The sequence below is a fragment of the Paenibacillus castaneae genome (assembly GCF_002884445.1).
GTDB lineage: Bacteria > Bacillota > Bacilli > Paenibacillales > Paenibacillaceae > Pristimantibacillus > Pristimantibacillus castaneae.
The window spans coordinates 211772-238125 of sequence record NZ_KZ614144.1 but is presented as its reverse complement, the minus strand read 5'-3'; the positions used below and the strand labels follow the sequence as shown (position 1 = coordinate 238125).

Genomic DNA, 26354 nt, shown 5'->3' with positions numbered 1-26354 from the left:
TACAATAACGTATTTCATTCTCCATTTTGCTGATAAAAATCCCATAAAGTCTATTCCATTATTATAGCGTCCACTTTCGGATACCTCCATTAGTTTTAGTCAAGGAGAAAAAAATCACAGGAAGGGTTTCATGCGACGCTCATGATATCTTCATTATTTTGTTCACTGTTCATGAATTTCAATACCGTTTAATGGGACTTTACCACCTTCAACTAGAACTGCTTTTGCTCCAGGTCCTTTCGAGAATATCCCGCCATTGATCGTAATTGCATTTATTTCACCTTGTACGTGTAGACTTCGAACATTTTGCCCATTTGTAACGATTCTACCGCCAATTTCAACTTTATCGATTTTCCCTCCTTCTTGGACACTTAACCCGTCGGCAGCTAGTTGCTTGATGACTCCTTTCACTAAGGACTCACCTTCACCCCCAAAGGTTTCAATATCTTCATGAACGACTAACATTCCTAAAGGTCGACTGACTTGAATACCGACTGCAGCATTTGCATGAGTAACAATCCTTTTAAAATGTGCATGTTCTAAACTTCCATCATACAAATTAAATCCCCGAGCACCGATCCCATACGTCTCGATATCACTAAGAATACGCAGCGTCCCGATTTCATTAAAGTTTACAAAACCAATCCCACTTGGTCCATGTGAAGTAATACGATCCTCTGCCACCCATTCATTCACAATCCCCCAATTATCCAACACCATATCATTTACACCATATGTCGTCACAGGACCGCGATTTACTACCTTTTTGACATATGCCCCATAAACGACAAAAACACCACCTGTAATTACATCAGGCGTACCTTGTTTAATTCCACCATTGGAGTATATCTCACCCGTTTCTAACATATCCACTTCGAGTCGACCACCTACGTCACCAGCACCACTAACAAAAATACCGCTTCCTTGTACAGGTTTTTCATCCGTTCCAGCACTCAGTCCGATAAGGTGAGCTGTAATTGTCACGTCCGGATCCGTTTGTTGATTCCATAATGTGAAGGCTCCCTGTAAGACATATACACCAAACCCTTGTGGTCGATCCTGCCGCTCTCTCGTATCTGCTTCAATTACGTTCACATTATGAGCAACTACATGTCCTGAACGTACAGATCCAGTTGCTAGAATTTGAATTTCACCGATGGTTTTTACATTTATTAAGCTTATTGTTCCAAATGATTCTACATTTGAGCTGTTTAAAACTGCCCGACAGCTAGATTCAACTATAATGGTTAACCCTTCAATTTTATTGTCTCGACAGACCTCAATACCATCGACGCCTCTCTTAAATTCGATAACCGAATCGCCCTCGCCGACTAATTGTTGCCCTGGTGACAAGTTTAACGAGGGACTATCCATTATTTTACCCCTCACACGAATCACTTCAATCGCTTGATTGCCAGCTGCATTTACAAGTTCTTCTACCGTTGAAACTATAACTACATTCATTTATTTCATCCTTTCATGGCAAACTACACATAAGTTCTCTGAAATTATTCCCCCAGTTTAACCAAAATATTAATTAAGTTATTGTTGATGTTCTAGGCGATAGTAGATATGAAAATATTAGAATAGGAGAAAAGCAAAAATCCACAACCTCTTACGGTTGTGGATTTTACATTTGGTTGAGGCGCGTCATGGTTGCAAAACCACAATATGCCGAAGTATGATGCTCAGGCTTTTTGGGGATGTGGTTTAACACTTTCTCTTTCCCAACATCCCCTTAAAATTCCATCACTTTTATGTGCCATATGTTCTTTTCTGCTCTTGGTTATGGCGGTGTTTCTTGACCTGCACTTCGATGAATAGCTTAGCTGCTAACACGAACTCTACGAGAAGGATACCTGCAAAAACGTCCATAACAACGTGCTGTTTGATGAATAACGTTGACAGAATGATGAGCAAGGAGAAGGCCGTAATCAAGCTGACGTTCCATTTGTTCCGAAATGAACTGCTCCATACCAGTCGCATAACCATATAGCTAGAAAAACAATGGATACTTGGGAAGCAATTGTAGGGCTCATCCCGATTGTATATAAATTTCATGAGCCACGTGAACGGATCATTACCGGTTAGCTCAGGACGGAGCACCGTCGTCTGGAACACTGTATAAATCGCGTAACATATAAGGATGCACACGGTGTAAGTAGCCAATCCTTTGTAATACGTATTCAGATCTTTCATAAAAAAATAAACTAGGCATGCATAAATATAGAAAATCCACACGGCGTACGGAAGTGCGAAATATTTGATAAACGGCGTAGCCGTATCGAATGGGGTCACTAGCGTATATACATCCTGACTTGGTCGATTCGTCCACTTATATAACACCGAAAGAACTGGAAAAATCAACATCAGTGTGAGAGGATAATACTTCCTCCAATTAATTTTAAGAAATAGAATAGCATTCACCCCATTTGTCTCTATCCCTGCTGTTTTTATATCCCCATAATCAGGTCTACTCAACTATTTTGATTCTATACAATAGGTTTTCTTTAAGTGCATTGTGCAATTTGAACCTTTTTTTCAGATCCGCGGGAAGGCTTAAACGCAAATATAAGCAGGACAAAAAGGCTAGTTACGCTGATTCATTTTGCCCGCTCCTAAAATTCCAATCGATTGATCCACGCTTGCCGCCGGGAAAGTAATGATAAAGTATCCTCCCCCTTATTATTTGTTAAGGCTTATCATACGTTTCAGGAGTATCATTATAACCTTATTCAGCAAACAGAGCTTTTGCTGCTTGTAAAAGCTTTTTTTCGCGTTTCTCCTGCTTGCTCTTTTCGTATATTACGCATTCATGCCGTCCCTTTTCGCCCCACAACCGTTCAGCGAAATTATAGTGCAGAACAGTTTTGTTGTCAATTAGAGCAGATAGGGCTATAGAAGATCTCTTGATGAAAAGGAATTATCTTTGATGTAGAAAGGTCATTATGTACAAAGAGCATGTTGAAATCATACTGAAATTACAGGTAATAGAAAGCAAAAATCCACAACCTCTTGCAGTTGTGGATTTACATGGTGGAGGCGAGGGGATTTGAACCCCTGTCCGAAGATAACGCCACACAGGCTTCTACGGGTGTAGTCACAGTTTTGATGTCACCTATCTATAAATGCGGTTTAAGAACCATAAATGTAAATAGCACTAAACCAAAGAAGCTTGCTACATACATTAAATAATTTGCACGAGCTAACCACGCTTGTTGTTCTTGTGGAACAACAGCATCACTAGGTCCATTATAATCCTTTACCCAATTAACTATTTTCTTCAAGCGTGGTCCAACATAACCAATAACGACAATTTGAATAAGTACATACATAACAATTGATCCCCAAATCCAAAACTCTCTAAAAGCCCAGTCACTTATTACTACTAATAACAGTCCACTTAACACAGCAATAGAACCGCCAATCTTAGGGAAAAACTCAAGTGTTTTGCTCAGATTCATAGAAACCCGTAATTCACCGACTGTTTGTTGTTTTCTTAGTAGAACGTGAAGAAAGTAAGCGGGTCCTACCCCTACAATAGCGGATACTACATGTAATAGAACGAGCCAATTCATTGACCATTCCTCCTAATAAAGAGTACAAGAAATTTAATAAACTAGCACCATTATATTTTATATGATATGAACTAAAATAATGTCACCATTAATTGCCTAGAAATGCACCATTTTGCTGGCGGCCAGGCTTGTTCTCGCCTCAACCCTTGACCAACTGCAAGATAAACTGGCACTTCCATCTTCGTCCCTCTCACCTTTTGGAGAAGAATCTTCACTTGCCACTTGGCTAGCTCCTAGGCGGCTCCAACTCCAACATTCTCGCTCTCTACCTCAGCCGAAAATATGGCGTAAATCCCTCGAGAGCATTTATCCCTTTCATATTAGCCACCTCCTTCCGACTTGCGATCTATCGTACAACCTTAATATAAACCGGCAATCTGGAACATAGATTAGCGGCTGATGATAAGAGAATAAGCGCGCGTTGAAAACTAACTGAAAGCAGTTCTGTTTATTTTTTATAAAAAACGGTAAACGAATTGCAAAGATCACTTGGGGGTGCCGCTTGTATGATTGCAATATCAACAAAAACAACAAAAAACTGAGAGGGGATAGACAGAAATGAAAAAAGCTCTAACGTTGTTTGTCATTACTTCGCTGATTATGGTGCTTGCCGCATGCGGCGGCAATAACGGCGGAAATACGGAAGTGGGAGGCGCGAAAAAAGGCGGCTCCGGCGGCAGCGCCAAAGGCAGCGTCGGCATTTCGATGCCAACCAAATCATCCGAGCGTTGGGTGGGTGACGGCGCCAACATGAAGAAAGAATTCGAAGCGCTTGGCTACACGGTAGACCTGCAATATGCCGAGGACGTAATCGAAAATCAGGTTTCTCAAATTGAGAACATGATTACAAAAGGCGCGAAGGTGCTCGTAATCGCATCGATCGACGGCGAGTCGCTGACAGATGTGCTGCAAAAAGCGGCTGACCAAGACATTAAAGTAATCGCTTATGACCGTTTGATCAAAAACAGCGAGCATGTCAGCTATTATGCGACATTCGATAATTTTAAAGTAGGTGTTTTGCAAGCTTCTTATCTAGAAGAAAAGCTTGGCTTGAAAGAAGGCAAAGGCCCGTTCAATATCGAGCTGTTCGCAGGTTCGCCTGACGACAACAACGCTTACTTCTTCTTTGACGGCGCAATGTCCGTGTTGAAGCCTTACATCGACAGCGGCAAGCTGGTTGTGAAAAGCAAGCAAACGAACATGGAGCAAGTAGCAACACTTCGCTGGGATGGCGCAACAGCCCAATCCCGCATGGATAATCTGCTAAGCGCGAACTACGCAAATGATACCGTGCATGCGGTATTGTCGCCTTATGACGGCATCAGTATCGGCATTATTTCTTCCTTGAAAGGCGTAGGCTATGGTTCGGCCAATAAGCCAATGCCGATCATAAGCGGCCAAGACGCGGAACTCGCTTCGATCAAATCGATTATTGCCGGCGAGCAAACTTCTACCGTATTTAAAGATACCCGCGAGCTGGCCAAAGTGGCAGTAAGCATGGTTGAAGCGGTAATCGAAGGCAAAGAAGCGCAAGTAAATGATACGGAGACGTACAACAATGGCGTTAAGGTCGTGCCTTCCTATCTGCTTGAACCGGTATCGGTCGACAAAGACAATTACAAGCAAGTGCTGGTTGACTCCGGCTACTATACAGAAGGCGAACTGAAATAACGGATAAAAGCGATATAGAACAATAACTGATCGGCGTGCAGAGAAATGAAATTTATACGGGACAACGAAGGCGAACCGCGTTTGTTGTCCCGCAGCTTTTGATTCCTACTTCTGAAGGCGTGGTGATGGCTTTGACGGATAATATATTGGAAATGCGCGGAATCACCAAAACCTTTCCGGGCGTAAAAGCGCTTGAAAACGTAAATTTGAAAGTAAAAGAAGGCGAAATCCATGCGTTGATGGGAGAGAACGGAGCGGGCAAATCGACGCTCATGAAAGTGCTCTCCGGCGTATATCCGTACGGTTCCTATGAGGGCGATATTTTATTCAAAGGCAAAGCCTGCGAATTTAAAAATATTCGAAACAGCGAGCAGCTCGGCATTGTCATTATCCATCAAGAGCTGGCGCTCATCCCGCAGCTGTCGATTGCGGAAAACATTTTCCTAGGGAATGAGCAGGTCAAGGGCGGCGTTATCGATTGGAACGGAACGATCGTGCGTACCCGCGAGCTATTAAATACAGTAGGTTTGTCCGAGTCGCCAAATACGACGGCCGGCTCGATCGGCGTCGGCAAACAGCAGTTGGTTGAAATCGCAAAAGCGCTGTCTAAAGAAGTGAAGCTGCTTATACTGGACGAACCGACGGCGGCGCTTAATGAAGAGGACAGCGAAAATTTGCTCAACTTAATGCTGGCTTTCAAAAAGCAGGGCATTACGTCCATTATTATTTCCCATAAGCTCAATGAAATTATGAAAGTGGCTGATTCGATTACGATTTTGCGGGACGGCAAAACGATCGAAACGCTGCGGGTCAAAGAGGACAATATCGACGAGGACCGGATCATTAAAGGAATGGTCGGACGAGATTTAACGAACCGTTATCCTGAACGCGAGCCGAACATCGGCGAAGTATTGTTCGAGGTGAAAAACTGGAACGTGTATCATCCCGTGCAGGAGCGCAAGGTGATCGACGATGTCAGCTTCAACGTGAAACGCGGCGAAATTGTCGGCATTGCCGGCTTGATGGGAGCGGGTCGCACAGAGCTTGCGATGAGCATATTCGGGCAATCGTACGGCAGGAAAATTAGCGGCCAGCTGTTCAAGGACGGCAAGGAAACAAATCTTGCCGACATTAGCAAAGCGATTGACAACGGCGTCGCATATGTGACGGAGGACCGGAAGGAATACGGCTTAATTTTGATGGAGGACATCAAGCGCAATACGACGATAACCAATTTGAAAGGCATCTCCAAATGGTTTGTCGTAAACGATTATGAAGAGCTTAATGTAGCGGAAGACTTCCGCAAGAAGCTGAACATCAAGACGCCGAGCATTCACCAGAAGACGGGCAATTTGAGCGGCGGCAACCAGCAGAAGGTCGTGCTCAGCAAATGGATTTTTACGGGGCCGGATTTGCTCATCCTTGACGAACCGACACGGGGAATTGACGTAGGTGCGAAATATGAAATCTATACGATCATTAACCAATTGGCGGCGCAAGGAAAGGGGATATTGGTCATCTCCTCCGAGCTGCCCGAGCTGCTCGGCATATGCGACCGCATTTATGTGATGAACGAAGGCAGCTTTACCGGCGAAGTGCCAAGATCGGAAGCCAATCAGGAAATATTAATGAAATTTATGACGAAAAGCAGGGGGTAGAACAGCATGAAGACCGCTCTGAAGTTATTTCGCAGCAATATCCGGCAGTATGGCATGTTCATCGCATTAATATTGATCATGCTGCTCTTTCAATTTCTTTCCGACGGCAATTTATTGAAACCGCTTAACATTACAAATCTCATTCTTCAAAACAGCTATATTCTGATTCTTGCCATTGGCATGCTGTTGGTCATTATTACAGGACATATCGATTTGTCCGTAGGCTCGGTAGCCGCCTTTGTCGGTGCCGTCTCAGCCATTATGATGGTGAAGCACGGCATGTCCTTCCCGGTGGCGATGGTGCTTTCTCTCGTGTTCGGCGCTTTAGTCGGCGCTTGGCAGGGCTTCTGGGTCGCTTATGTACGAATACCGGCATTTATCGTGACGCTCGCGGGCATGCTGCTTTTCCGCGGCCTTACAATGCTGGTGCTCGACGGTAAGTCGGTGGCGCCGTTTCCTGAAGGATTCCGCGCCATCAGCACCGGTTTTCTTCCGGACATTCCCGGAGGTGGTGATCTTCACCTGCTGACTGTCATTATTGGCGTCGTGCTGTCCGTCTTCTATCTGTTCATGGAATGGCGCAACCGCTTAATTCAGAAACGGTATCAGATCGAACAGCTGCCGCTCCCGTTCTTCTTTTTGAAGGCAGCTGCGGTGGTCGTTATTACTAATTTGTTCACGTTTGTGCTGGCTTCCTATAAAGGGCTTCCGAACATTCTGATTTTGCTTGCCCTGCTTGTAGCGTTTTACACTTTCGTGATGCGCAAAACAGTTATGGGCCGCCACATCTATGCACTGGGCGGCAATGAGAAAGCAGCAAAGCTTTCGGGCGTGAAGACGAAAAAAATGACATTTTGGGTGTTCGTCAATATGGGCGTTATGGCTGCGCTTGCGGGCCTCGTATTTGCGGCTCGTCTGAATGCGGCTACGCCGAAAGCGGGCGTCAACTTCGAGCTTGATGCGATTGCAGCCGTCTTTATCGGCGGGGCATCGGCTACGGGCGGCGTCGGCACTGTTATCGGCGCCATTATCGGCGGTCTGGTCATGGGCGTTATGAACAACGGAATGTCGCTGATCGGCCTCGGCATCGATTATCAGCAAGGCATTAAAGGCTTGGTCCTGCTGCTTGCCGTCGCTTTCGACCTCTATAATAAAAATAAGTCTGCTTAGTGAAACTATGACTAGCGCGGGACGTTCACAAAATGTGGACACCCGCGCTTTAGTTGTATAAAATGGAAAAGTTATTTAAAGGCTTACAATTGGGGGGTCCGTATTGAAAAAGCTTTTGTTCGTGTACATCGTAATGATCGCAACTCTGATGGCCTACTTGTACGTGGCGTTTGTCCGGCAGGATAATAGCGGGCTGCTGAATGAATCGGCGGGGCTTCACGGTACGACAGAGGAGAAATATGTGATGGTCAATTTCCTGACTGGCATCGACTATTGGAAGAACGGGTTGAAGGGCTTTGAGGATGCGGCTGGAGCGCTCGGCGTATCTGTCGAATACCGCGGCTCGACGCAATACGATGTGCAGGAGGAAGTTATGGTGCTGGAGCAGGTTATTGCCCGCAATCCAGCTGGCATTGCCGTCAGTGCTATTAATTCCGAGGCGCTCAATGCGGCGATCAACAAAGCGATCGAAGCCGGAATACCCGTTGTCATGTTCGACTCCGATGCGCCGGACAGCGATGCCTATTCGTTTCTGGGCACAAACAATTATAACGCCGGCGTTACTGCCGCCCGCAAAATGGCGGAGCTTACGGGAAGCCGAGGAAAGGTCGGCATCATAACGCTCCCCAATCAATTGAATCATCAGGAGCGGATGAGAGGCTTCAAGGAAACGCTGACCGATGAGTTTCCGGAGCTCAAACTGATCGGTGTCGAGGACGGCAAAGGGGATCAGCTAGTAACTGAGCAAAAGGTTAGAGAGATGATGGAACAATACCCGGATTTGACCGGTGTTTTCTTAACGGAAGCGAATGGCGGAATCGGGGCGGGCAATGCGGTCCTGCGGGCGGGTAAGCTGGATCAGGTGCGCATCATCAGCTTCGATACAGATAAAGGGACGCTAGATATGGTCAAAAGCGGCACCATTTCGGCCACGATGGCGCAAGGGACGTGGAATATGGGCTATTGGTCGCTGATGCATTTATTTCATCTTCGCAATGAGCTCGTTGAACCGATGCCGGATTGGCGGGAATCGAATGTTCCCCCGCTGCCGCCATATGTCGATACCGGAATTACGGTTGTTACGAAGTCGAACGTGGACCTCTTTTATGCGAAATAATGGACCCCTAATGGCGGCAGGCGGAAGGTGAACGAAAGATGGTCATGAAATGGCTGCAAAAGTGGTTTCAGTTGAACAACTGGACGATTCGCTACAAACTTATTTTTCATTTTTTGCTGATCAGCATCCTGCCGGCCTCAGCCATCGCATTATTAATGGGGCTGACGGTCAACGGCATTATGGAAAAACAGGTGAACGAGCATACGCTCCAACTGATTGGCAACGTCAACAAATCACTCAACTCCTATGCGGGCAATATTCAGAATATATCCTATTTTATCTCGATGAATCAGGATGTTCAGGCTTTTCTCAAGAAAGGCGACGCCGCGATCAAAGGGGAGCATGAGCAGTATCGGCTGTCCAAATTTATGCAGAGCTTTACCGCTCTCAATTCCGAGGTTGCAGGCATTATCGTCGTGGACGACAACGGACAATATTTTAGCAATGATATGTATGCAAGAAGTGAGCGGAGCTTAACGGAGGAGAGCTGGTACCGGGAAGCGGTGCAAGCGAAAGGCATTTTCAAAATGATCGGCCATCCGTCTAACCGCAACGTCACGACGCATGCCAATTACAAAGACAGTGAGGTCGTCTCGGTCGTACGAGCGATCCAGGACCCTGATACGCAGAAGACGCAGGGTGTCGTGCTTATCGATCTGAAGCTGCGGGTCATTGCGGAGACGGTTCGCGATGTTCGATTAGGAAAGACCGGTTATTTGATGGTCATCAATGACGATGGGGAGAGCATCTACGCTCCTCGTAATTCCAAGGTCGGCAGCATCGATATGGAGCTGCTCGGACGCCAGTCGTCAGGCACTTTCTCGCAAACGGTAGACGGCCGCGAGCTGCAATTTATTTTTCAAAAATCACCGTTTACAAACTGGACAACGGTGGGCGTATTCGACGTTCAGGACAGCGTGCAGGGAATAAAAGATTTTAACTTGTATTTAGTCATATTTATTTTCGTCGTATGCACGCTCGGCATTGCGGCATCATACTTTTTATCGCATTCGATTTCGCGCCCGATCTCACAGCTTTCCTCCTTCATGCGCAAGGTGGAGGACGGGAATATGCATATTCGGATCCCCGAGCAGCGGGTGGATGAAGTCGGAATGCTGGGGCGAAGCTTTAATAAAATGCTGTCGCAAATGACTCTCCTGATCGCGCAGGTGTGGGAAGAGCAACAGTTAAAGCGGGAGGCGGAGCTGCGCAGCCTTCAAGCGCATATTCAGCCGCATTTTTTATACAATACGCTCGATACGATCCAGTGGCTGGCCCGTAAAGACGGGGCGCAGGAAGCTGCGGAAGTGGTGGAGGCGCTGTCGAAGCTGTTCCGGATCGGCTTAAGCAAGGGGCATGAAATGATTCCGATTCACGATGAGTTTGAACATATTCGGAGTTATTTAAAGATTCAAAAGACACGCTATAAGGATAAGTTGAATTATTCCATTCAAGTAGATGAGAGCTGCGGCGATGCGCTCGTCCTGAAGCTGATACTGCAGCCGGTGGTGGAAAATGCCATCTACCACGGCATAAAAGAACGAAGGGGTCCGGGCATGATTGCGATACGCGCAGGCTTGAATGTCGATACGGTGGAGATCGTCATCGAGGATGACGGCGTCGGTATGCCGGAGGAGAGACTGGCGTCCTTGCGGGCGGTTCTTGCCTCCGTTCCTGCGGCGGCGGCGGCATCGGCAGGCGAGTCAGAAGCCAGCGGCCTCGAACAGACCGCTGCAGCTGCGGGCGGGCAAAATGCCAGTTACGGTCTGCGCAATGTACAGGAGCGCATACGCTTAAGCTTTGGAGAGCCGTACGGTTTGGAGATTGAGAGCGTACAAAAACGTGGGACGACCGTGACGATCAAGCATCCGATTATACGCCGAAAGGGAGGGGATTTGCATGCCGCGCATTTGGAAAGCGTTGATCGCGGATGATGAAGCGATTATCCGCGAGGGCATCCGGAGCTCGGTTCCTTGGGAGAAGCTGGGGCTCGAGGTTGTCGGTGAAGCGGAGGACGGAGAAGAGGCGCTAGAGCTTGCCGAGCAGACGCAGGCGAATATTATGCTTGTTGATTTAAGCATGCCAATCATGAACGGTTTGACGCTGATCAGTCATATCCGCCAATTGCTCCCACAGTGCAAAATCGTCATCATTACCGGTCATGATGAGTTTGAATATGCCCAGAAGGCCATTAAGCTGGAGGTTGACGATTATATTCTAAAGCCGGTTAATCCGGCAGCGTTAACCGAAGTGATTGGCAGGCTTGTGCAGAAGCTTGAGGAGTCGACGGTCAACGAGGAGCTGCTGCAGATGGCCTCCAAGCAGATTGAAAAAAATATTGCCCTCCTTCGCGAACGGTTTTGCCTGGAATGGATGAAGGGAGAGCTCGGGGAGTCGGAAATCGCTGAGCAGCTTGCCTTCTTGCGCATGCCTGCAGGCGTCCCGGATATCGTTGGCGTTATTCGCTGGCCGGAGCAATCGAAGGGTAAAGCGTTCTTTTCCGAGAAGGACCGGCAGCTATTGTTGTTTGCTATCGAGAATATTGCTGAGGAGCACCTGCAGCCATACCCTTGCGTTCATTTTCGCGACGAAGTAGGGCTGATCGTCGTTCTTCTATGGGGCAGGCCGGAAGATGGCGTATTTCAGAAGATTGAAGCGGCTGTGTCCGATTTTCTCAAAATTACGATCGTATCCAGCTTTATAGCTAATGATGTGGGCGATGTGCCGTCGCTGTATGAGCAGGCGAAAGCATCAGTGAATCGGGAGACGCGGCTGACGCCGTTCGTGCGCCGGACGAAGGAGTTGATCGAGGTACGTTATTCCGACCGGGAGCTGTCGCTGGAGGGAATAGCGAATGAATTGAACGTATCCGCCGTCTATTTAAGCCGACTGTTTAAGCAGGAAGTGGGAGCTTCATTTATAAGCGTACTGACGCAGACGAGAATGAAGGGGGCGATCCGCTTGCTGAGTGAAACCGACCTGACGATGAGCGAAATAGCGGAGCGGACGGGTTATGAATCGCAGCACTATTTCAGCACCGCGTTCAAGAAGATCGCCGGCCTGCCGCCGAACCAATACCGCAAGCATGTCCATTAAAGACAGAGCGCCGATAAGTCTAACTGACTTGTCGACGCTTTTTTATATGCGAAGGATTAGCTTCTGTTATTCAAATACACTGCGTAAATATAACTGAAGTATAAGAAGACAAGCAAAAAGACACCTGACACGGTGTCTTTTTTCATGATATTGGTGGAGGTGAGGGGAATTGCCTCCCCTTAAATACAGAATATTTCCTTAATCATTTCAGCACCAATAAGCTCTATATATCCGCTAAATTAATAAAAAGGGCAAGTTATCGCAGCAGTACCTGCTCATCGTTTTAAGCTATTAAACTAACGTTCTCCGTTGGCTTAACGACAATCATTAACACTTCCAAGAAATGCATTCATATAAGTTCTTGTCCAAATACAACAAAATTTATATGCTATTTTTATGAAGAAATGACAAGAACATAAATGATTACGCGTTTGAAACAATGAATCCCTTACTTCACCTCTTAATCGGGTAAAGAAGGGATCCGTTGTTTATTCAAATTCAGACTAATGGTTGATATCACATTTGTTTAATATGAACGAGATTTGATTTTCAAGTCGATTGATCGTTTCTTGTGATTCTTTGTTCTCCACTTGCTGTTCACGAAGCGATTCGAGCTCCTGCTTGAGTTGATGCAGATCATCTCCCGCATTGGCACAATCATAATTACTCTCGAGATTATCTTGCATGCATTATCCTCCAATCGATAGGTAGGTGTACTTGACTATTATGGTGGATTTCAATTAATTTATTCATTCCCTCAGATTTTAATGTATAGATAATACGCTGCTTATTATATGTAAGACAGCATCGGCAGTTCCTTATCGGGATGATTCTTGTAAGTTACTAAAATATATTAGCATCAACAAAAGCCTTACCTTCACACATCGTTATCATGCCCCCGAAACTATTTAATACAACAAATTATTCTCCATTCTCATGAGTAATTGCCGCACCAAAGTATTCTTTATCTTCAACGTGTTGATAAACTTTCGTAGTTGAAGCTGTTCCAATAAAATCCCCCTAAGCTAATTTTCCGTTGATCTTACCGTAGAAGAAATATTTATTCAATAGCATTTTTTGTGCTGGTAAAGTCTTAGGTGAGCTAAAACATTCCCCATATTTTCTCGCATCATTTCAAGTTGCTCATCCGGGGACATATAGTCGTTGCATTTCTCCATCAATGTCTGCAAAGCATTTTTAATCTCATCATTCTCTAATAATCCATTACTCTCCTTATTCAATTCAAGCAGGGTTTCATATATAACATACTCATATACGAGCTTTGCTTCAATGATATCCTCAAAGTCGTACAATATCCTGTCTATAACTTTCAGCCGATCGTTTGTTTTTGAAGAATACTTCAGAAACATATCTGTCACAGCTTTCCGAAGGCTCTTTAAACTGAACTCCATGCTTCCACTCTCTCCATTAAACTAGATCGGCTATGTCTTTTTTTAAAATACACATCGATATTACATTCAATCTTTCGTTGATCCACCTCTATAATAAAGGCTCTCATTACACTTTCGCAACTAGGACAAGGTTCCCACCTAGTAAAAAGTTGGATATTCAAACAACCCGATCCCATTCATCGTCTGGTTCCCATAATGTATTTAAAATTTGCGTTTCGAATTTTGGGTCCTTTGAAATGACAACGTAACATCAAAAGCAAAAACTCGGCAAAAAAGCCGCCGAGTATTTGTTGAATATGATTCAAACCGATAGTCCGGGAAATGAGAGATTATTATACAGACCGTCATTGATAGCGCGTGCATCGACAGCGGCACCCAAGTGATAATGAAACAGGCATAGACCAAAGCCCTACGCTACTGTAGTGTGTTTAGCAGCATCAGACCGGAGATTTTCTTTGTAAAATAGAAGGAGACCCTTCCGGCTGGATATTTTCCAGCCGGTAGGGTCCGCATTTTTCTGTTTACGCTTTTACTTAGCCAGATATTCGACGAACCTTGTAAAGATAGTAGCTACTTCGGCGCGGGTGCCGGTGGCTTTGGGGTCAAAGAGGTTGTCCGGCTTGCCTAATACAATGCCGATTCCCCGCAGCGCCTGAACGGCCTCCAACGCCCATGAGCTGATCTCACTCTCGTCCGCGAAGGACTTAGATTGGCTTTCAGGTATCTCATAGCCCTTGTACTTCATGTAGTTGTACAGTATCACCAGCATCTGCTCGCGCGTCATCGGTGAATTGGGGTCAAACTGGTCTGCGTTTATACCGTTGGCTATGCCGCTTTCGGCCGCCCACTCGACTGCCGCCGTGTACCACTGCCCGTCCGTCACGTCGCTAAAGCGGGAACTCGTGTAGCCGGAGCGGTTTACGTTCTCAAGATTGGCCAGTACCTGCACAAACATCGCACGCGTCATTGAGGTGCCCGGTGAGAACGTCGTGGACGTCGTGCCGTTGAAAAGACCGTATGTGTAGGCTAAGTTTACGTAGCTGTAGAACCAGTTGTCCATGTTGACATCCCTGAAAGGATTGCCCGACATCACGAGGAAGCCCAGCCGGGTGTCGTCATCGAACACAAGCTCCGTACCCTCATGGATGTTCAGCGACATGCTGTTGCCGCCGGGTAGTGTCACTTTGGCGCTCTTGTCCGCCGGAATGGTCACCCTACCGTTTGAGTCTATAGTTGTGCCTTCGGGTACCTCAATCTTCGTTCCGCCCTTGGTCACAATCTCGCCGCCACCGGGCAGAGTGGTGTTGCCGTTTTTGTCCGTGACCGCGGGCTTATCCTTCGGTGTGTTCACTGTGTAGGTCGGCTTCGACGATCCAACGTCTGTCCCGGTGCCCGTATTGCCGGTGTTGCCCGTATTGCCGTCGGGCACAATGGGAGTCGTCATCGGCGTCGCCGTCGCACTCATCTCCGCGCTGTCGCCCTTCGCGCTTATCGCGATGACCTTAAACGTGTAGTCTTGGCCGTTTGTCAGGCCCGTGAAGGTATATTCGGTCGTCGCTGCATCCAGTGTGACCGGCGTCACGTCGCCATACCAGACCTTGTAGTCCAATATCGCGCTGCGACCGTCGTTAGGATCGTCAGGAGAAGTCCATCTCAATGTGACCTGTCCATCGCCCGCCGTCGCCCTGAAATCGCCAGGAGCACCAGGAACGTTCATTTTTCTCTGCACGAACATCCAATCAAAGACGTCTGTGTAATCATTGTCCCAAGCCGACAAGTTAGAGGACTGCGCCGTGGGAGGTATGCTCCAAGTCCCCATAGTTATCTGGTTGTAAAGAACCGCCGCTTCAACTTCGTGCGCTACTTGATCACCCAGGACAGGTGTGTTGGCCTGATTCGGCCTCCAATTCGGCTGATCAAATTGATTGTAGGGCCACGTAAGAGGCTCATTGCTCTCAAAGCGCGAAGCCCTCGCGTTGATCATTTTCGGCATATTGGTGTTTATGAAGGTAGTGAGGTTAGTCTGGTATCCTCCAACGTTATGTTTATTTATAAACATCCAATAGGCCAGGTCGTTGTGAACGTTGTTGGCGTTCGCGTTCGGTGAGCCGCTTACCGGAGACATAGGTGCGGCGGCCGCGAAGAAGCCGGGATAGGCGTTAACTAAGCTGTTCGTATACTGGCCGCCCCATGAGAAGCCCGCCACGTAAATACGGTTAGGGTCTACTGCGCCGCTGGCAACCAGGTCGTCTATAACCTTCTTAACATTGGCTGTGGAAGGAGTAGACGTGCCATTATAGGAAATATTCAGTATATGGCTGGCGTATTTGCCGGGATCTTTCTCCATTTTCTTCATCAGAGCGACTGCGCCGTTGGCGGATTTCATGGCCGCTTTTTGGTCTGTCGCAGCGCTTGTGCCGCCGCGTCCCATGCCGTGGGTATAGACATACAGCGGCAACCCTTGCAATACTTCACCGTTGTCATCCTTGTGAAGGTAGAGCGCGCGATTGACCGAATTGCCCGTGGGTGTTGTAAACTTGTCAAGGATCGGATTAACAACTTTTTCCTGTTCAAAAACCACGTAGCTAAGCGGACTCCCTTCTTTCAGTACGAGCGCGCCGTTTTGGACGATGCTGTAAACCTGCTTTGTCGAGTTCATGCTGCCATCCAGCGTTATAGTGCCGCCGCCAGCTGAATAAAACTCAGACTCAACTACGATGTAACGGCCGCTTTCCAGTCCGGCTTGATAATCCGGTGAATTGCTTACCGTCCCCAGATAGCCGCGCACCTTCGGTTCGTCATTGGCGTATACCCTTGTGATCTTGCGCGTCCCTGCAAAGGTCACCGAGGCGCCGTTCAGGGTCGTGTTCCTGGCCGACACGGTAAACAAGCCCGGATTAAGCTCGGAGCCTACCGCCGCCTTCCCTTCGCCCAAATCAATGATTACAGCCGTCGTGTACTCGCCACTGGCGAAGTTGTCATTCCATACGATAAAGGGAAGCAGCTCCGCGGCCGAATCATTTTTGAATGTCACGTGAATTGTATGGTCAGCGTTAACATTTAAAAAGGTATAAGTGCCATCGGATAGAGTCGCGGCCTCGCCGTCTACCGTTACGGTATCCACAATTTTGCCGTAATCGGGGGTAATCGTAAATTCTTTGTTTGAGTTGCTAGCTATTCTCAGAACATCGCCGGGTGCGTTCGGCGTTATTTGGCCGCCCGATCCCGCCGTGGCGGTGATTGAGAATCTGGTGTCCACTTCATTGGCTAAAATGAGCTTCAGGCTGTTTGTATATGAAGCAGCGCTGCTATAAGCCTTGTCCGGATCTCCGAAACTGGAAACGACTTCATAGCGGTCACCGCCCTTTTCCGTCGAGTTATTGATATAAACATCAAAGGTAAAATCGCCTTCCTTCAAGGTCAAGGTTCTTTTCGGTATTCTCATCTCCACGATATATCCTGTTTCCGTGATCTTAGTCCAAGCAGCTCTGCCCGGAGCGGACTGCCCTGAAAACACGCCCGTCGCGCTGACACGCCATTGGTTTGCGCCCGAGGTTCCGGTGCCTACATAAAACTCCAGGCTATCGTACTGGTGATCTCCGCCGGCTCCCTGATATAGATTGCTGTCCTGCACAACCACGCGGGCATACAGGTAGTTGGAGTCCCAAAGGATCCTGGCTGTGCCAGTGGCATGGGGTCTGGAGTCGCCGGGCACAGTACTTTTGTTGATGAGATGCTCCATTGTCAGGGCCCACAGTGGGTCGTCTGACCCGAGTTCGGGAGTTCCGAACATGGCGGTCGGTGTTTCAAGTGCTTCCGCGTTCACGATGTTGTCAGTGCCGACGGCAAAGCTGGTAGGCACTAGCGACGCCACCATTACCAAGCGACAGAAGAACGCAAGCATTCTGCTAAATCGTTTTGACATAATTCTTTTTTTCAAAATCATTCCCCCCTTATTATCTACATATTAAGCCACATGTCATGTTCAACATCCAACAATGATTTCATTGATTTGCAATGATGTTGATGAGCTATTATATGTCAGAGACTCCTTTTAATATAAACTTAATGCTTTGAAAGCGCTATCATTGAATTATTACAATCTTAGCATTCGTTTACTCTCTTCATCTATATCACCCTCACCGATTTGTACTATCTTATCATTTGTTTACAACCATGCTTCTAAGCAGTTTTTTTGATTGTAATCACATGAATGAAAGCGCTATATTTAAATCTGATTGGCTATTTTACTGGATTGGAGAGGACAACTCCTTCGGCACTTATGAGTTTCTCGATCTTTGCGAACAAATTGACTGTTCCCCATATATTGCTGCAAATGTTGGTTCTGGTACTCCTCGAGAAGTAAGTGAATGGATTGAATATATGACTTTTAGCGGTGAATCGCCGATGGCAAACTGGAGGCGTCAAAACAGCCGTGATGAGCCTTGGAAGATCGAGTTTTTCGGAATTGGCAATGAAAACTGGGGTTGCGGTGGAAATATGCGACCAGAATACTATGCAGATATATACAAGCGTTTCGAAACATTGATGCGTCTTTCAGGGAAAAATATGAATGGTCTATCGTTACATTACTACACCATGCCTAAGTACTATGAAACAGAACCATATCCTTGGGAGAACAAAGGACCGGCTGTCGGTTTCGACAAAGGAAACTATTATCGTACATTGCGCCGAGGTCTATATTGATGAACTGATTCGCGGACATAAGCATGTCATGGATCAGTACGATCCAAAAAACGAAGTTTGAATTATTATGGACGAATGGGGAACTTGGCATCAGGCTGAGCCTGAGACTAATCCTGCTTTCCTTTACCAGCAAAATACGATGCGGGATGCAATTGTTGCTGCGTTGTCAACTGCTGCTTTAGAATTCGACTAAATAAAATCTCTTTATCATTATTTGGAATCTCCGGTATAATTTTATCACCTATTCTTTTAATCTTAATCAAAGTATTACTTGAGCAAGGTTACTTTAAACGATGGATTAGCAAACCAATTGGTGATTATGATGAACCCGAACAGGCCCTTGAAAACGGAAATGAATAACTGTAAATAAATACACTATTAATTAAAGGGGCAGTTCAAAAGTCAATTATTATGACTTTTGAATTGCCCCTTTAGAGTTATCTATTGAATTATTTCTAAGTTGGATATAGCACGGATTGACTTAGATAGATTTTTATTAAATTAGAAGGTTTTTTCATTTATAGCATCCCAAAAAGATGCCTTTCTCTGTACTCCTGTGGAGAATAGCCAGTTGCTTTTTTAAAAAAGCGGTTAAATGAAGTAGCACTTTCGTATCCAACTCGCCGAGCAATATCATTTATTCGCGAATTTTCACTCTTAAGTAAATTTTTGGCTTTTGTTAAACGGGTTGTATCAATAAACTCAGTCAAATTTCTACCAGTTTCCTGTTTATAAATACGCGACAAATACGACGGATTTAGATGCACTTGCTCAGCTAATCTAACCAATGACAAATCTTCATCCAAATTCCCCTTAATAAATCCTTGTAAGAAGTCGATGATATTATCCGCTCGTTTCTTTTGTTCTATTGTTTGCATATTAAAAAGAACTGAAGCCAATTCCATCAAATATAACGCCGCATCTCCCCAAGAATCAAAAAGTTCAGTCCGCATAAGTTTTATCTGACCCATTTGGAATACTACCTTTTCAATGAGTCCCCATCTGTTGATATATGACATTAGATACAGGGACACGGTATAAAATGCTTCCTGTGCAATTATGTTACTTTTACTGTGAATACCTCTTAAAGGAATAAGGAATTGGTCTAAAGCTTCATAAAAATCCTCTCTTTGCCCTGATTCCAAATACTGCTCAATGACAGCAAGATTTTTAAGTTTAAGCGTTTTTACTAGCTCTTCCCCTTCCAGGCATTGTACATCATAGGTGTTTTCAGTGACAGACTCATCATCAATATTGTCATTAAACTCACTGTCAATCAATAGTATATTATTTTCGATACCTATCCGATAGTTAAGTAGATGTTGTAACGAATGATATTGATTAGCAATCTCATCCCATCGGCTTGCTTTACTACTAACTGTTAAGCTAATAGGCATATTGAAATTCTCCTGTGAAGCTGATTGTATAACTTCTAATATCCCTTTAAGAAAAGAGAGTGTCTTATTGTAAAACTGATCCCTCATTTCTGCATCTACTGAGATTGTGCTGGATAATGATTCTTTAGGCTGCACAAAAATGACAAAGCGACGATTTTCGTCTAATATAATGGATACATTCAAATGAGTGGCTATATATCTTTGAATAATTTGACGTACAGAATATAGCAGTTGCATCTGTTGCATATAGTCACAATTTTCTGGAAACTTATCGATCATTCCCAATACCAATGTAATTGGCCATTGCACATTAAGAGGGATCGATAGTTTTCCGAATTGCTCCTCCGTAATTTGTACACTACGATCACCCTTTAAAATGCACATTAAATAGTCTTCTTGAAACAAATCAAGTGCCATGTGAACTTGCTTTTTTGCATTACTAATTAAATCTTCCGTTTTAATTTCTTTGCGAATTTTCGACAAATTCTCTTCAACTACCTGAATAACTTTCTCGATATCTTCCGACTTCAAAATATAACTGACATCCCTATGCTGAATGGCTTTGTATACAAAACCAAATTCACTATGTCCTGTCAACAATATAACTTTGCACTGTGGCCAAATTCGAAAAACTTCCTTCATTAGTTGCAATCCGTCAATATCGGGCATATCGATATCGGTCAGTACAATATCAATTCTTGTTCTATTAAGCCACTCAATGGCTTCTTTACTACCATAGGCCTTATAAACATCAAGATTCAAATGATCCATTCCTCGAAAAATTTCGTAAAGATGATTCACTATTATCTCTTCATTATCTACAATTAATAATCTATACATACTCAAACCATCACCTTCGGGTTAAGTTGCAACGTTACTTTTAAACCGCCTAATGAGCTTCGTTCAAAATGTAATCCGTTATCGTCGCCGTAAATTAATCGAATTCTTCTATGAATATTAACCAGACCCGACGTTTCGCTACCTGTCTCATCGTAAAATAGTTTTTTCATGCCTTCCAACTTTTGAGCAGTTAAGTTCATTCCATTATCTTCAACGATAATACGCAATGCACGATCATCTAACCGAAAGCTAATCGAAATAATAGCTTTCTCTCTCGTATTTTCAACAGTATACTTAAATACATTTTCGATTATTGGCTGAATGATTAGTCTAGGCACTTGTAAATCTTTAACCATTGCGGGACAATCTTCAAAATTAACTGTCAATCTACTAGAAAATCGTACTTGCTGAATTCCAGTATAAGTCCGTGCGTGTTCTACTTCCTCATGTAATGGCAAAAAATCCGAATCGTTTTTAGTAATAAATTGAAAATATTCACCTAGAAGCTTTGTAAAAGGAATTAAATTTTCATCCTTTAGCTTGGCCATAGTATTTATTAAAAACAGGCTATTATATAGGAAATGTGGACTAATCTGCGATTGTAATTGCTTTAACATCGACTTTTGATTGAGTATTTTTTGCTTGTATACCTGGTCGATCAAAGCAGATACATTCTGAACCATGGAATTAAATCCTTGATACAGATATCCAAACTCATTTTTTTTGATAACCTCAATATGGACGTTGAAATTTCCGCTCTCTACACGACGAAACGATGATACAAGCCTTCTCATTGGCCTTTGAATCAAATTATAAGTATAGATGGAATAGAGTACTAAAACCAACAAACCCACACCAGTAAATATCCACAACCAAATATAAAAATCTTGGACAGGTACAAAAATCAATTTCTCTGGGATATAACGCAATAAAAGCATATTTAGATAATCAGATTTAACGGAAAGCACATAAATATTTTGACCATTAATTTTACTATGATGAATGGTATCGCTTTCAAAATCAGTGTAGTTTTCCGCAAAATCCTCCAACCTAATATTTTCAACATTACCTTTTCCAGATATCACCACATCATGGGTTAGGTCAATTAAATAAGTACCACTATCTGCATATATATTAAACTGCCCCAGTGCTTCTTGTAACGCTACCGTATTAATTTCAACCTCTACCATATATTTTTTAGATAAACTAGATTTTCCGTCTAGCAACGTAGTCAAATAAAGTTTGCCTTCATACTGCACCAGTTGAGCACCCATTGCCCCCTCCGACACCCGAAGTAACTCGAATTTATTCATATCAATAGGACTTACAGAGTTGGAGGAGGATATCGTTTTTTGAATAGGGAGAATATGAACACTTACGTTAGAAATATAGGAATTACTGTTATGAATGGAGATTAATCGCTGATGGAGTATTCTCATACTTTCCATCATTTCATATTCATCCATTATGGAATAACGAATCGCAAGCTTTTCGAGATATTCATCATTGAGTGTATCATTTTGCAAAATTTTAATGCGTTCTATTTCATCCTCTAGACTTTCTAGATAAAACGATACTTGTGCAGTCGAGGACTTTATTATCTCATTCTTTACTGTATTCAGGCTCCAATTGTACAGGTAGATTCCTAATAGAATGATAAGCATTATGGCTAATAAAAATGTGGAGATCAGCCTTACAAAAATACTATCTCTGATGTATAGCTCCCCCTTATACAAATAATAATAATCATACTTTATCATACAATATGATAATTATATAGCGTATTGGATAGTACTTAACAGGGAGTCTATATGTCAACAAAAGCCTTAGTCCACCTCTGATACTATCCCTTAACACTCCCTACCACAATACCTTTTACCAAGAACCGCTGCAGGTAGGGATATACGCAAATAATTGGCAATGCTCCTAGAAAAATTTGAGCGGATCGCAATGTTTTATCTGATATCGTTGCCATTAATTTAGCTTCCTCTGGTGTCATCGTGGCGAAGGAACGTTGAACCACGATAGTTTGAATATAGCTTTGGACAGGATAATTGCTAGGATTGTTCATATATATTAATCCATCAAACCAACTATTCCAATGGGTAACAAGTGAGAATAATAGAATTGTTGCTAATGATGGTAATGATACTGGAACATAGATTTTCCACAATGTTGTCCAATGTCCAGCACCGTCAATATAAGCAGCCTCACTTAATTCCTTTGGTATCATACGGAAGAAATTCAACATTAAAATGACGCTAAAGACAGGCACCGCAGTCGGTAGCACCAGTGCCCAGATTGTATCTATCAATCCTAGCTGGATAATGACCATATATGTTGGGATTAGCCCTGCGCCAAATATCATTGTAATGAAAAAACTCCATGAATAGAAGGTACGGAATCGGAACTCACCTTTTTCTTTAGAAAGCGGATATGCTATCATGATCGTAAGTAATAAATTGATAGCCCCCCCATAAAAAACTCTCTGCAAAGATACAAGTATTGATTTCCAGAAGGCTTCCCGCTGTGCGACAAACTCATAGGCGGCTGTTGTAAATCCTTTGGGCCACAAAGATACCGAACCTGTTGCTGCAATGGCGCTGGAGCTAAATGATACTGCTAATATGTGAATCATTGGAATTAGACATATTAATCCAACAAGTACCAAGAAGCAATTATTAATTAATACAAACCAGTCTATTCTCTTGTGTAAACGCATTGTGACTTCCCCCTAAAAGATCCTATAGTCTGCAACTTTATAAGCAACGAAATATGACACAGACACTAGTACAAGCGCTATAACAGACTTAAATAATCCTACTGCGGTTGCCACACCGAATTGAGCATCCAACAAACCTATGCGATAAACAAATGTATCGAGGATATCTCCACTTTGATATACTATTGGACTGTACAAATTGAATATCTGATCGAACCCAGCATTGAGCAAATTCCCTAGATTAAGTACCATAAGAAGCACTATTACCATTTGCATCCCCGGCAGTGTTACATGCAGCGTCTGCTTCCAGCGATTAGCTCCGTCAATCTGTGCCGATTCATATAAATCCGGATTAATTCCTGTAATCGCGGCAAGATAGATAATCGATCCGTAACCAAATTCCTTCCATGTATCTGATAGGATCATGGTTATCGGAAACCATTTGTTATCCCCAAGAAAGAAGATGGATTCGAAACCAAATAGCTTAATTACTTGATTGAGCAAGCCATCATTTGGAGACAAAATTTCTATAAAAATGCCGCCTAATACAACCCACGATAGAAAGTGGGGTAAATAAATGGCAGTCTGGACTCCTCTTTTCAAAGCGGAGTTTTTAACTTCGTTTAGAAGTATGGAAATCACAATTGGCACTAGAAGTCCCAAAATGATTTTCATGACCGCAATGTATAAGGTATTCCACATAATATCATTGAAATTTGGTAAGCTCATAACATACTGAAAATTTTTCAGTCCAATCCAAATCTGATCACCAAATAAGCCCTTTGCCGGAATAAACTTCTGGAATGCAATGATGATACCTCCCATAGGAAGATAACTAAAGATGATTAAAAAAAGAAATCCCGGCAATATCATTAAATGCAGTGGTATTTCTCGGTTCAAGATTTTTTTTTGCATATGCTTCACCCTGTTTCTATGTTTGAATTTATGAATAGGAAGAGAAAGGATGCTACTTAGAAAAAGCAGCAGCCTTTCTCTTTATAAATTAATCTATTTTACTGATGCGTACCACTCATTGACTTCTTTAGTCATATCCGCTCCACCAAGCTTATTCCAGTCAGTAACGAACTTGTCAAACTCATCGATTGAAGCAGCACCCATAATTAGTTTTACGAACATCTCTGTTTCTAGAGATTTCAATGTGGATTGTTTTTCCGTCATTGTAGGAGTAGGTGGACCAGCATAGCCCTCAAGCTTTAAAAGATCGTTATCGATATATTTAACGCCATGTCGGAATACGCCGTCTACGCCGTAAATTTTAGGCCAACCCCATTGTGTGGTATCTCCATTTTCATACGCCACAATGTTCTCGTAAATAGATAACGGTTCGCCGGTCAACTGATCTAATGTATTATTAGCACGAGCCGTCTCGAGATCTCTAAACGCAGTAATGTTTTTGTAAGGGGGGTATGGTTGTACTGGTGAATACTTCCACACACCTACTCCTCCATTAGCTTTCGGCATAAAATAATAATCAAAATCTCCCGTTTCTCCCCAAATTAGTTCCGCATGAAGATTAAACATTTTGATTAATGCTTCAGGATTAGAAAATCCTTTTTTAACAACCCAGAACTCAGTAGCTCCGAATTTTTGAGGTGATAGCACTGGTTGTCCATCGACCGATACCAAAGAATATCCTTCCCAATTTGCTTCTGGATCGTTCTGATAATTACTAATAAGCGGATACATTGGGTTCCATTGTGCACCGAAATCTATGCCGACCTTACCCGCTGCAATAGTTTCCGCTACTTTACCGCCATCTTTTACACCAAATTCTTTATCAATCTGACCAGCCTTATACATAGCAGATAAAACTTGCAACGATTCCTTTACTTCTGGGAGTGTACTACCCCATACTAAATTACCTGAACCATCGTCTATCCACATATTAGGGTAAGCGTGGTATCCGGCGAAGAACCCTTCTAACCCCATGGCACCTCCGTAAAGATCTTTTGTAAATGCAAGACCATACGTATCATTTTTACCGTTACCGTCTGGATCTTGTGTTGTGAATGCTTCGCTGATTGCAATGAGATCATCCATCGTTTTTGGAGCTGGAATTCCTAGTTTTTCTAGCCAGTCCTTACGAAGCCAAAGATATACACCATCACCGTAGACTTCTGGGGTACCGACACCCATCATTTTCCCATCAATTTTTGGCGCATTAAGAACGGCAGGGCCTTGAACCTGGTAATATTCCTTCAAAAGATCGGATGCATACGCATCCCAATATGGTGTCAAATCCTCTATCATGTTAGCTTCGGCCAATTGCTTCATTTGAGCACCAGTTACACGAAGCATGTCTGGAAGTGCTCCTGAAGTTAATGTAACGTTCATTTTTTGAGTATATGCATCTCCAACACTTACCGTCCAATCGTATTTCACATCAATACCTAATTTTTCTGAGTACGCTTTTAACCAGCGATTATCTTCCACTGTCTCTCCTGGTGTTTTTGGAATGATATTATCTTGCATATCATTGTCCACATCACGAGCAAATCGAATTGTAAGCGCCTTATCGTATTTACCAAGGGGATCAGTATCTTCCGAAACTACTTCGGTAGACTTATTCCCTGGGCTACTGCCCGTTGAATTGCTGGGTGAATTGCTAGGTGAATTAGAACTACATGCTGATAAAACCCCTGTTGACAAAAGCAAAACAGATAAGAATGTAATTGTTCTTGTATACATTGTGCTTTTCAAAATTATTTCCCCCTTATTATCTATATATTGAGCTACAAATCATGTTCAACTTCCAAAAGTGATTTCATTAATTCGCAATGATGTTGGTGAGTTGTTATATGATCTGAAACTCCCTTTAATATAAACCTAATACTTTGAAAGCGGTATCATCGAATTATTACAATCTTAGCATTCGTTTACTCTCTTCATCTATATCACCCTCACCGATTTGTACTATCTTATCATTTGTTTACAACCATGCTTCTAAGCAGTTTTTTTGATTGCA

The 26354-nt window shown here is 43.8% G+C and carries 17 protein-coding genes and 1 pseudogene; 7 read left to right on the top strand and 11 right to left on the bottom strand.

Features of this window, described 5'->3' with window-relative positions; genetic code table 11:
- Positions 1–162: 162 nt before the first annotated feature.
- From CEF13_RS01140 to CEF13_RS01130, 3 genes are all read right to left on the bottom strand, one after another.
- Positions 163–1464 carry a hypothetical protein gene (locus CEF13_RS01140; RefSeq protein WP_208414814.1) on the bottom strand — a complete coding sequence of 434 codons (1302 nt, stop codon included), beginning with the start codon at positions 1462–1464 and terminating at the stop codon, positions 163–165.
- 291 nt (positions 1465–1755) lie between these two features.
- Entirely contained in the window at positions 1756–2298 is a 543-nt protein-coding gene (locus CEF13_RS01135; RefSeq protein WP_166742961.1) for a phosphatase PAP2 family protein, read from the bottom strand.
- Between the two features lie 824 nt (positions 2299–3122).
- Entirely contained in the window at positions 3123–3578 is a 456-nt protein-coding gene (locus CEF13_RS01130; protein ID WP_102709029.1) for a DUF2269 family protein, read from the bottom strand.
- Between the two features lie 558 nt (positions 3579–4136).
- Here CEF13_RS01130 and chvE point away from each other — a divergent pair.
- The 6 genes from chvE (at position 4137) to CEF13_RS01100 (ending at position 12290) form a co-directional block, all read left to right on the top strand.
- Entirely contained in the window at positions 4137–5249 is a 1113-nt protein-coding gene (gene chvE / locus CEF13_RS01125) for a multiple monosaccharide ABC transporter substrate-binding protein (protein WP_102709028.1), read from the top strand.
- A gap of 131 nt (positions 5250–5380) precedes the next feature.
- Complete coding sequence (gene mmsA, locus CEF13_RS01120) at positions 5381–6907, top strand: multiple monosaccharide ABC transporter ATP-binding protein (protein ID WP_102716136.1); 1527 nt, start codon at positions 5381–5383, stop codon at positions 6905–6907.
- 6 nt (positions 6908–6913) lie between these two features.
- Complete coding sequence (mmsB, locus tag CEF13_RS01115) at positions 6914–8077, top strand: multiple monosaccharide ABC transporter permease (protein ID WP_102709027.1); 1164 nt, start codon at positions 6914–6916, stop codon at positions 8075–8077.
- Positions 8078–8180: 103 nt separating this feature from the next.
- A complete protein-coding gene (locus CEF13_RS01110; RefSeq protein ID WP_102709026.1) occupies positions 8181–9194 on the top strand; it encodes a substrate-binding domain-containing protein in 1014 nt (337 codons plus the stop codon).
- Between the two features lie 38 nt (positions 9195–9232).
- On the top strand, positions 9233–11128 hold the full coding sequence (locus tag CEF13_RS01105; RefSeq protein WP_102709025.1) for a cache domain-containing sensor histidine kinase: 1896 nt from the start codon (positions 9233–9235) through the stop codon (positions 11126–11128).
- The gene (locus CEF13_RS01100; protein WP_102709024.1) at positions 11094–12290 is read left to right on the top strand and encodes a response regulator; all 1197 of its coding nucleotides are present in this window, start codon (positions 11094–11096) and stop codon (positions 12288–12290) included. Before CEF13_RS01105 ends, CEF13_RS01100 begins: the two co-directional genes overlap by 35 nt.
- A 503-nt stretch (positions 12291–12793) precedes the next feature.
- Here the strand turns inward: CEF13_RS01100 and CEF13_RS01095 are convergent.
- The 3 genes from CEF13_RS01095 to CEF13_RS01085 all read right to left on the bottom strand — a co-directional run bounded on the left by CEF13_RS01095 (position 12794) and on the right by CEF13_RS01085 (position 17642).
- A complete protein-coding gene (locus CEF13_RS01095; RefSeq protein ID WP_102709023.1) occupies positions 12794–12976 on the bottom strand; it encodes a DUF2524 domain-containing protein in 183 nt (60 codons plus the stop codon).
- Positions 12977–13354: 378 nt separating this feature from the next.
- Positions 13355–13702, bottom strand: coding sequence for a hypothetical protein (locus tag CEF13_RS01090; protein WP_102709022.1), 348 nt, complete (start codon positions 13700–13702; stop codon positions 13355–13357).
- A gap of 529 nt (positions 13703–14231) precedes the next feature.
- Positions 14232–17642 (bottom strand): S-layer homology domain-containing protein, encoded by a 3411-nt coding sequence (locus tag CEF13_RS01085; protein ID WP_243864897.1) that lies wholly within the window; start codon positions 17640–17642, stop codon positions 14232–14234.
- A 308-nt stretch (positions 17643–17950) separates the two neighbouring features.
- On the opposite strand from CEF13_RS01085, the pseudogene CEF13_RS01080 reads away from it, so the two are divergent.
- Positions 17951–18575, top strand: a pseudogene (locus CEF13_RS01080) (alpha-L-arabinofuranosidase C-terminal domain-containing protein); the annotation flags it as partial.
- A 352-nt stretch (positions 18576–18927) separates the two neighbouring features.
- Here CEF13_RS01080 and CEF13_RS01070 read toward each other — a convergent pair.
- From CEF13_RS01070 to CEF13_RS01050, 5 genes are all read right to left on the bottom strand, one after another.
- A complete protein-coding gene (locus tag CEF13_RS01070; RefSeq protein ID WP_102709021.1) occupies positions 18928–20646 on the bottom strand; it encodes a response regulator transcription factor in 1719 nt (572 codons plus the stop codon).
- A gap of 2 nt (positions 20647–20648) precedes the next feature.
- On the bottom strand, positions 20649–21920 hold the full coding sequence (locus CEF13_RS01065; protein ID WP_244917031.1) for a sensor histidine kinase: 1272 nt from the start codon (positions 21918–21920) through the stop codon (positions 20649–20651).
- Positions 21921–22489: 569 nt separating this feature from the next.
- Positions 22490–23368, bottom strand: a complete 879-nt coding sequence (locus CEF13_RS01060) for a carbohydrate ABC transporter permease (protein ID WP_102709020.1) — start codon at positions 23366–23368, stop codon at positions 22490–22492.
- Between the two features lie 12 nt (positions 23369–23380).
- Entirely contained in the window at positions 23381–24283 is a 903-nt protein-coding gene (locus CEF13_RS01055; RefSeq protein WP_102709019.1) for an ABC transporter permease, read from the bottom strand.
- A gap of 93 nt (positions 24284–24376) precedes the next feature.
- Positions 24377–26089: an extracellular solute-binding protein gene (locus tag CEF13_RS01050; RefSeq protein WP_102709018.1), complete on the bottom strand. Its 1713-nt coding sequence runs from the start codon at positions 26087–26089 to the stop codon at positions 24377–24379.
- Between the last annotated feature and the right edge of the window lie 265 nt (positions 26090–26354).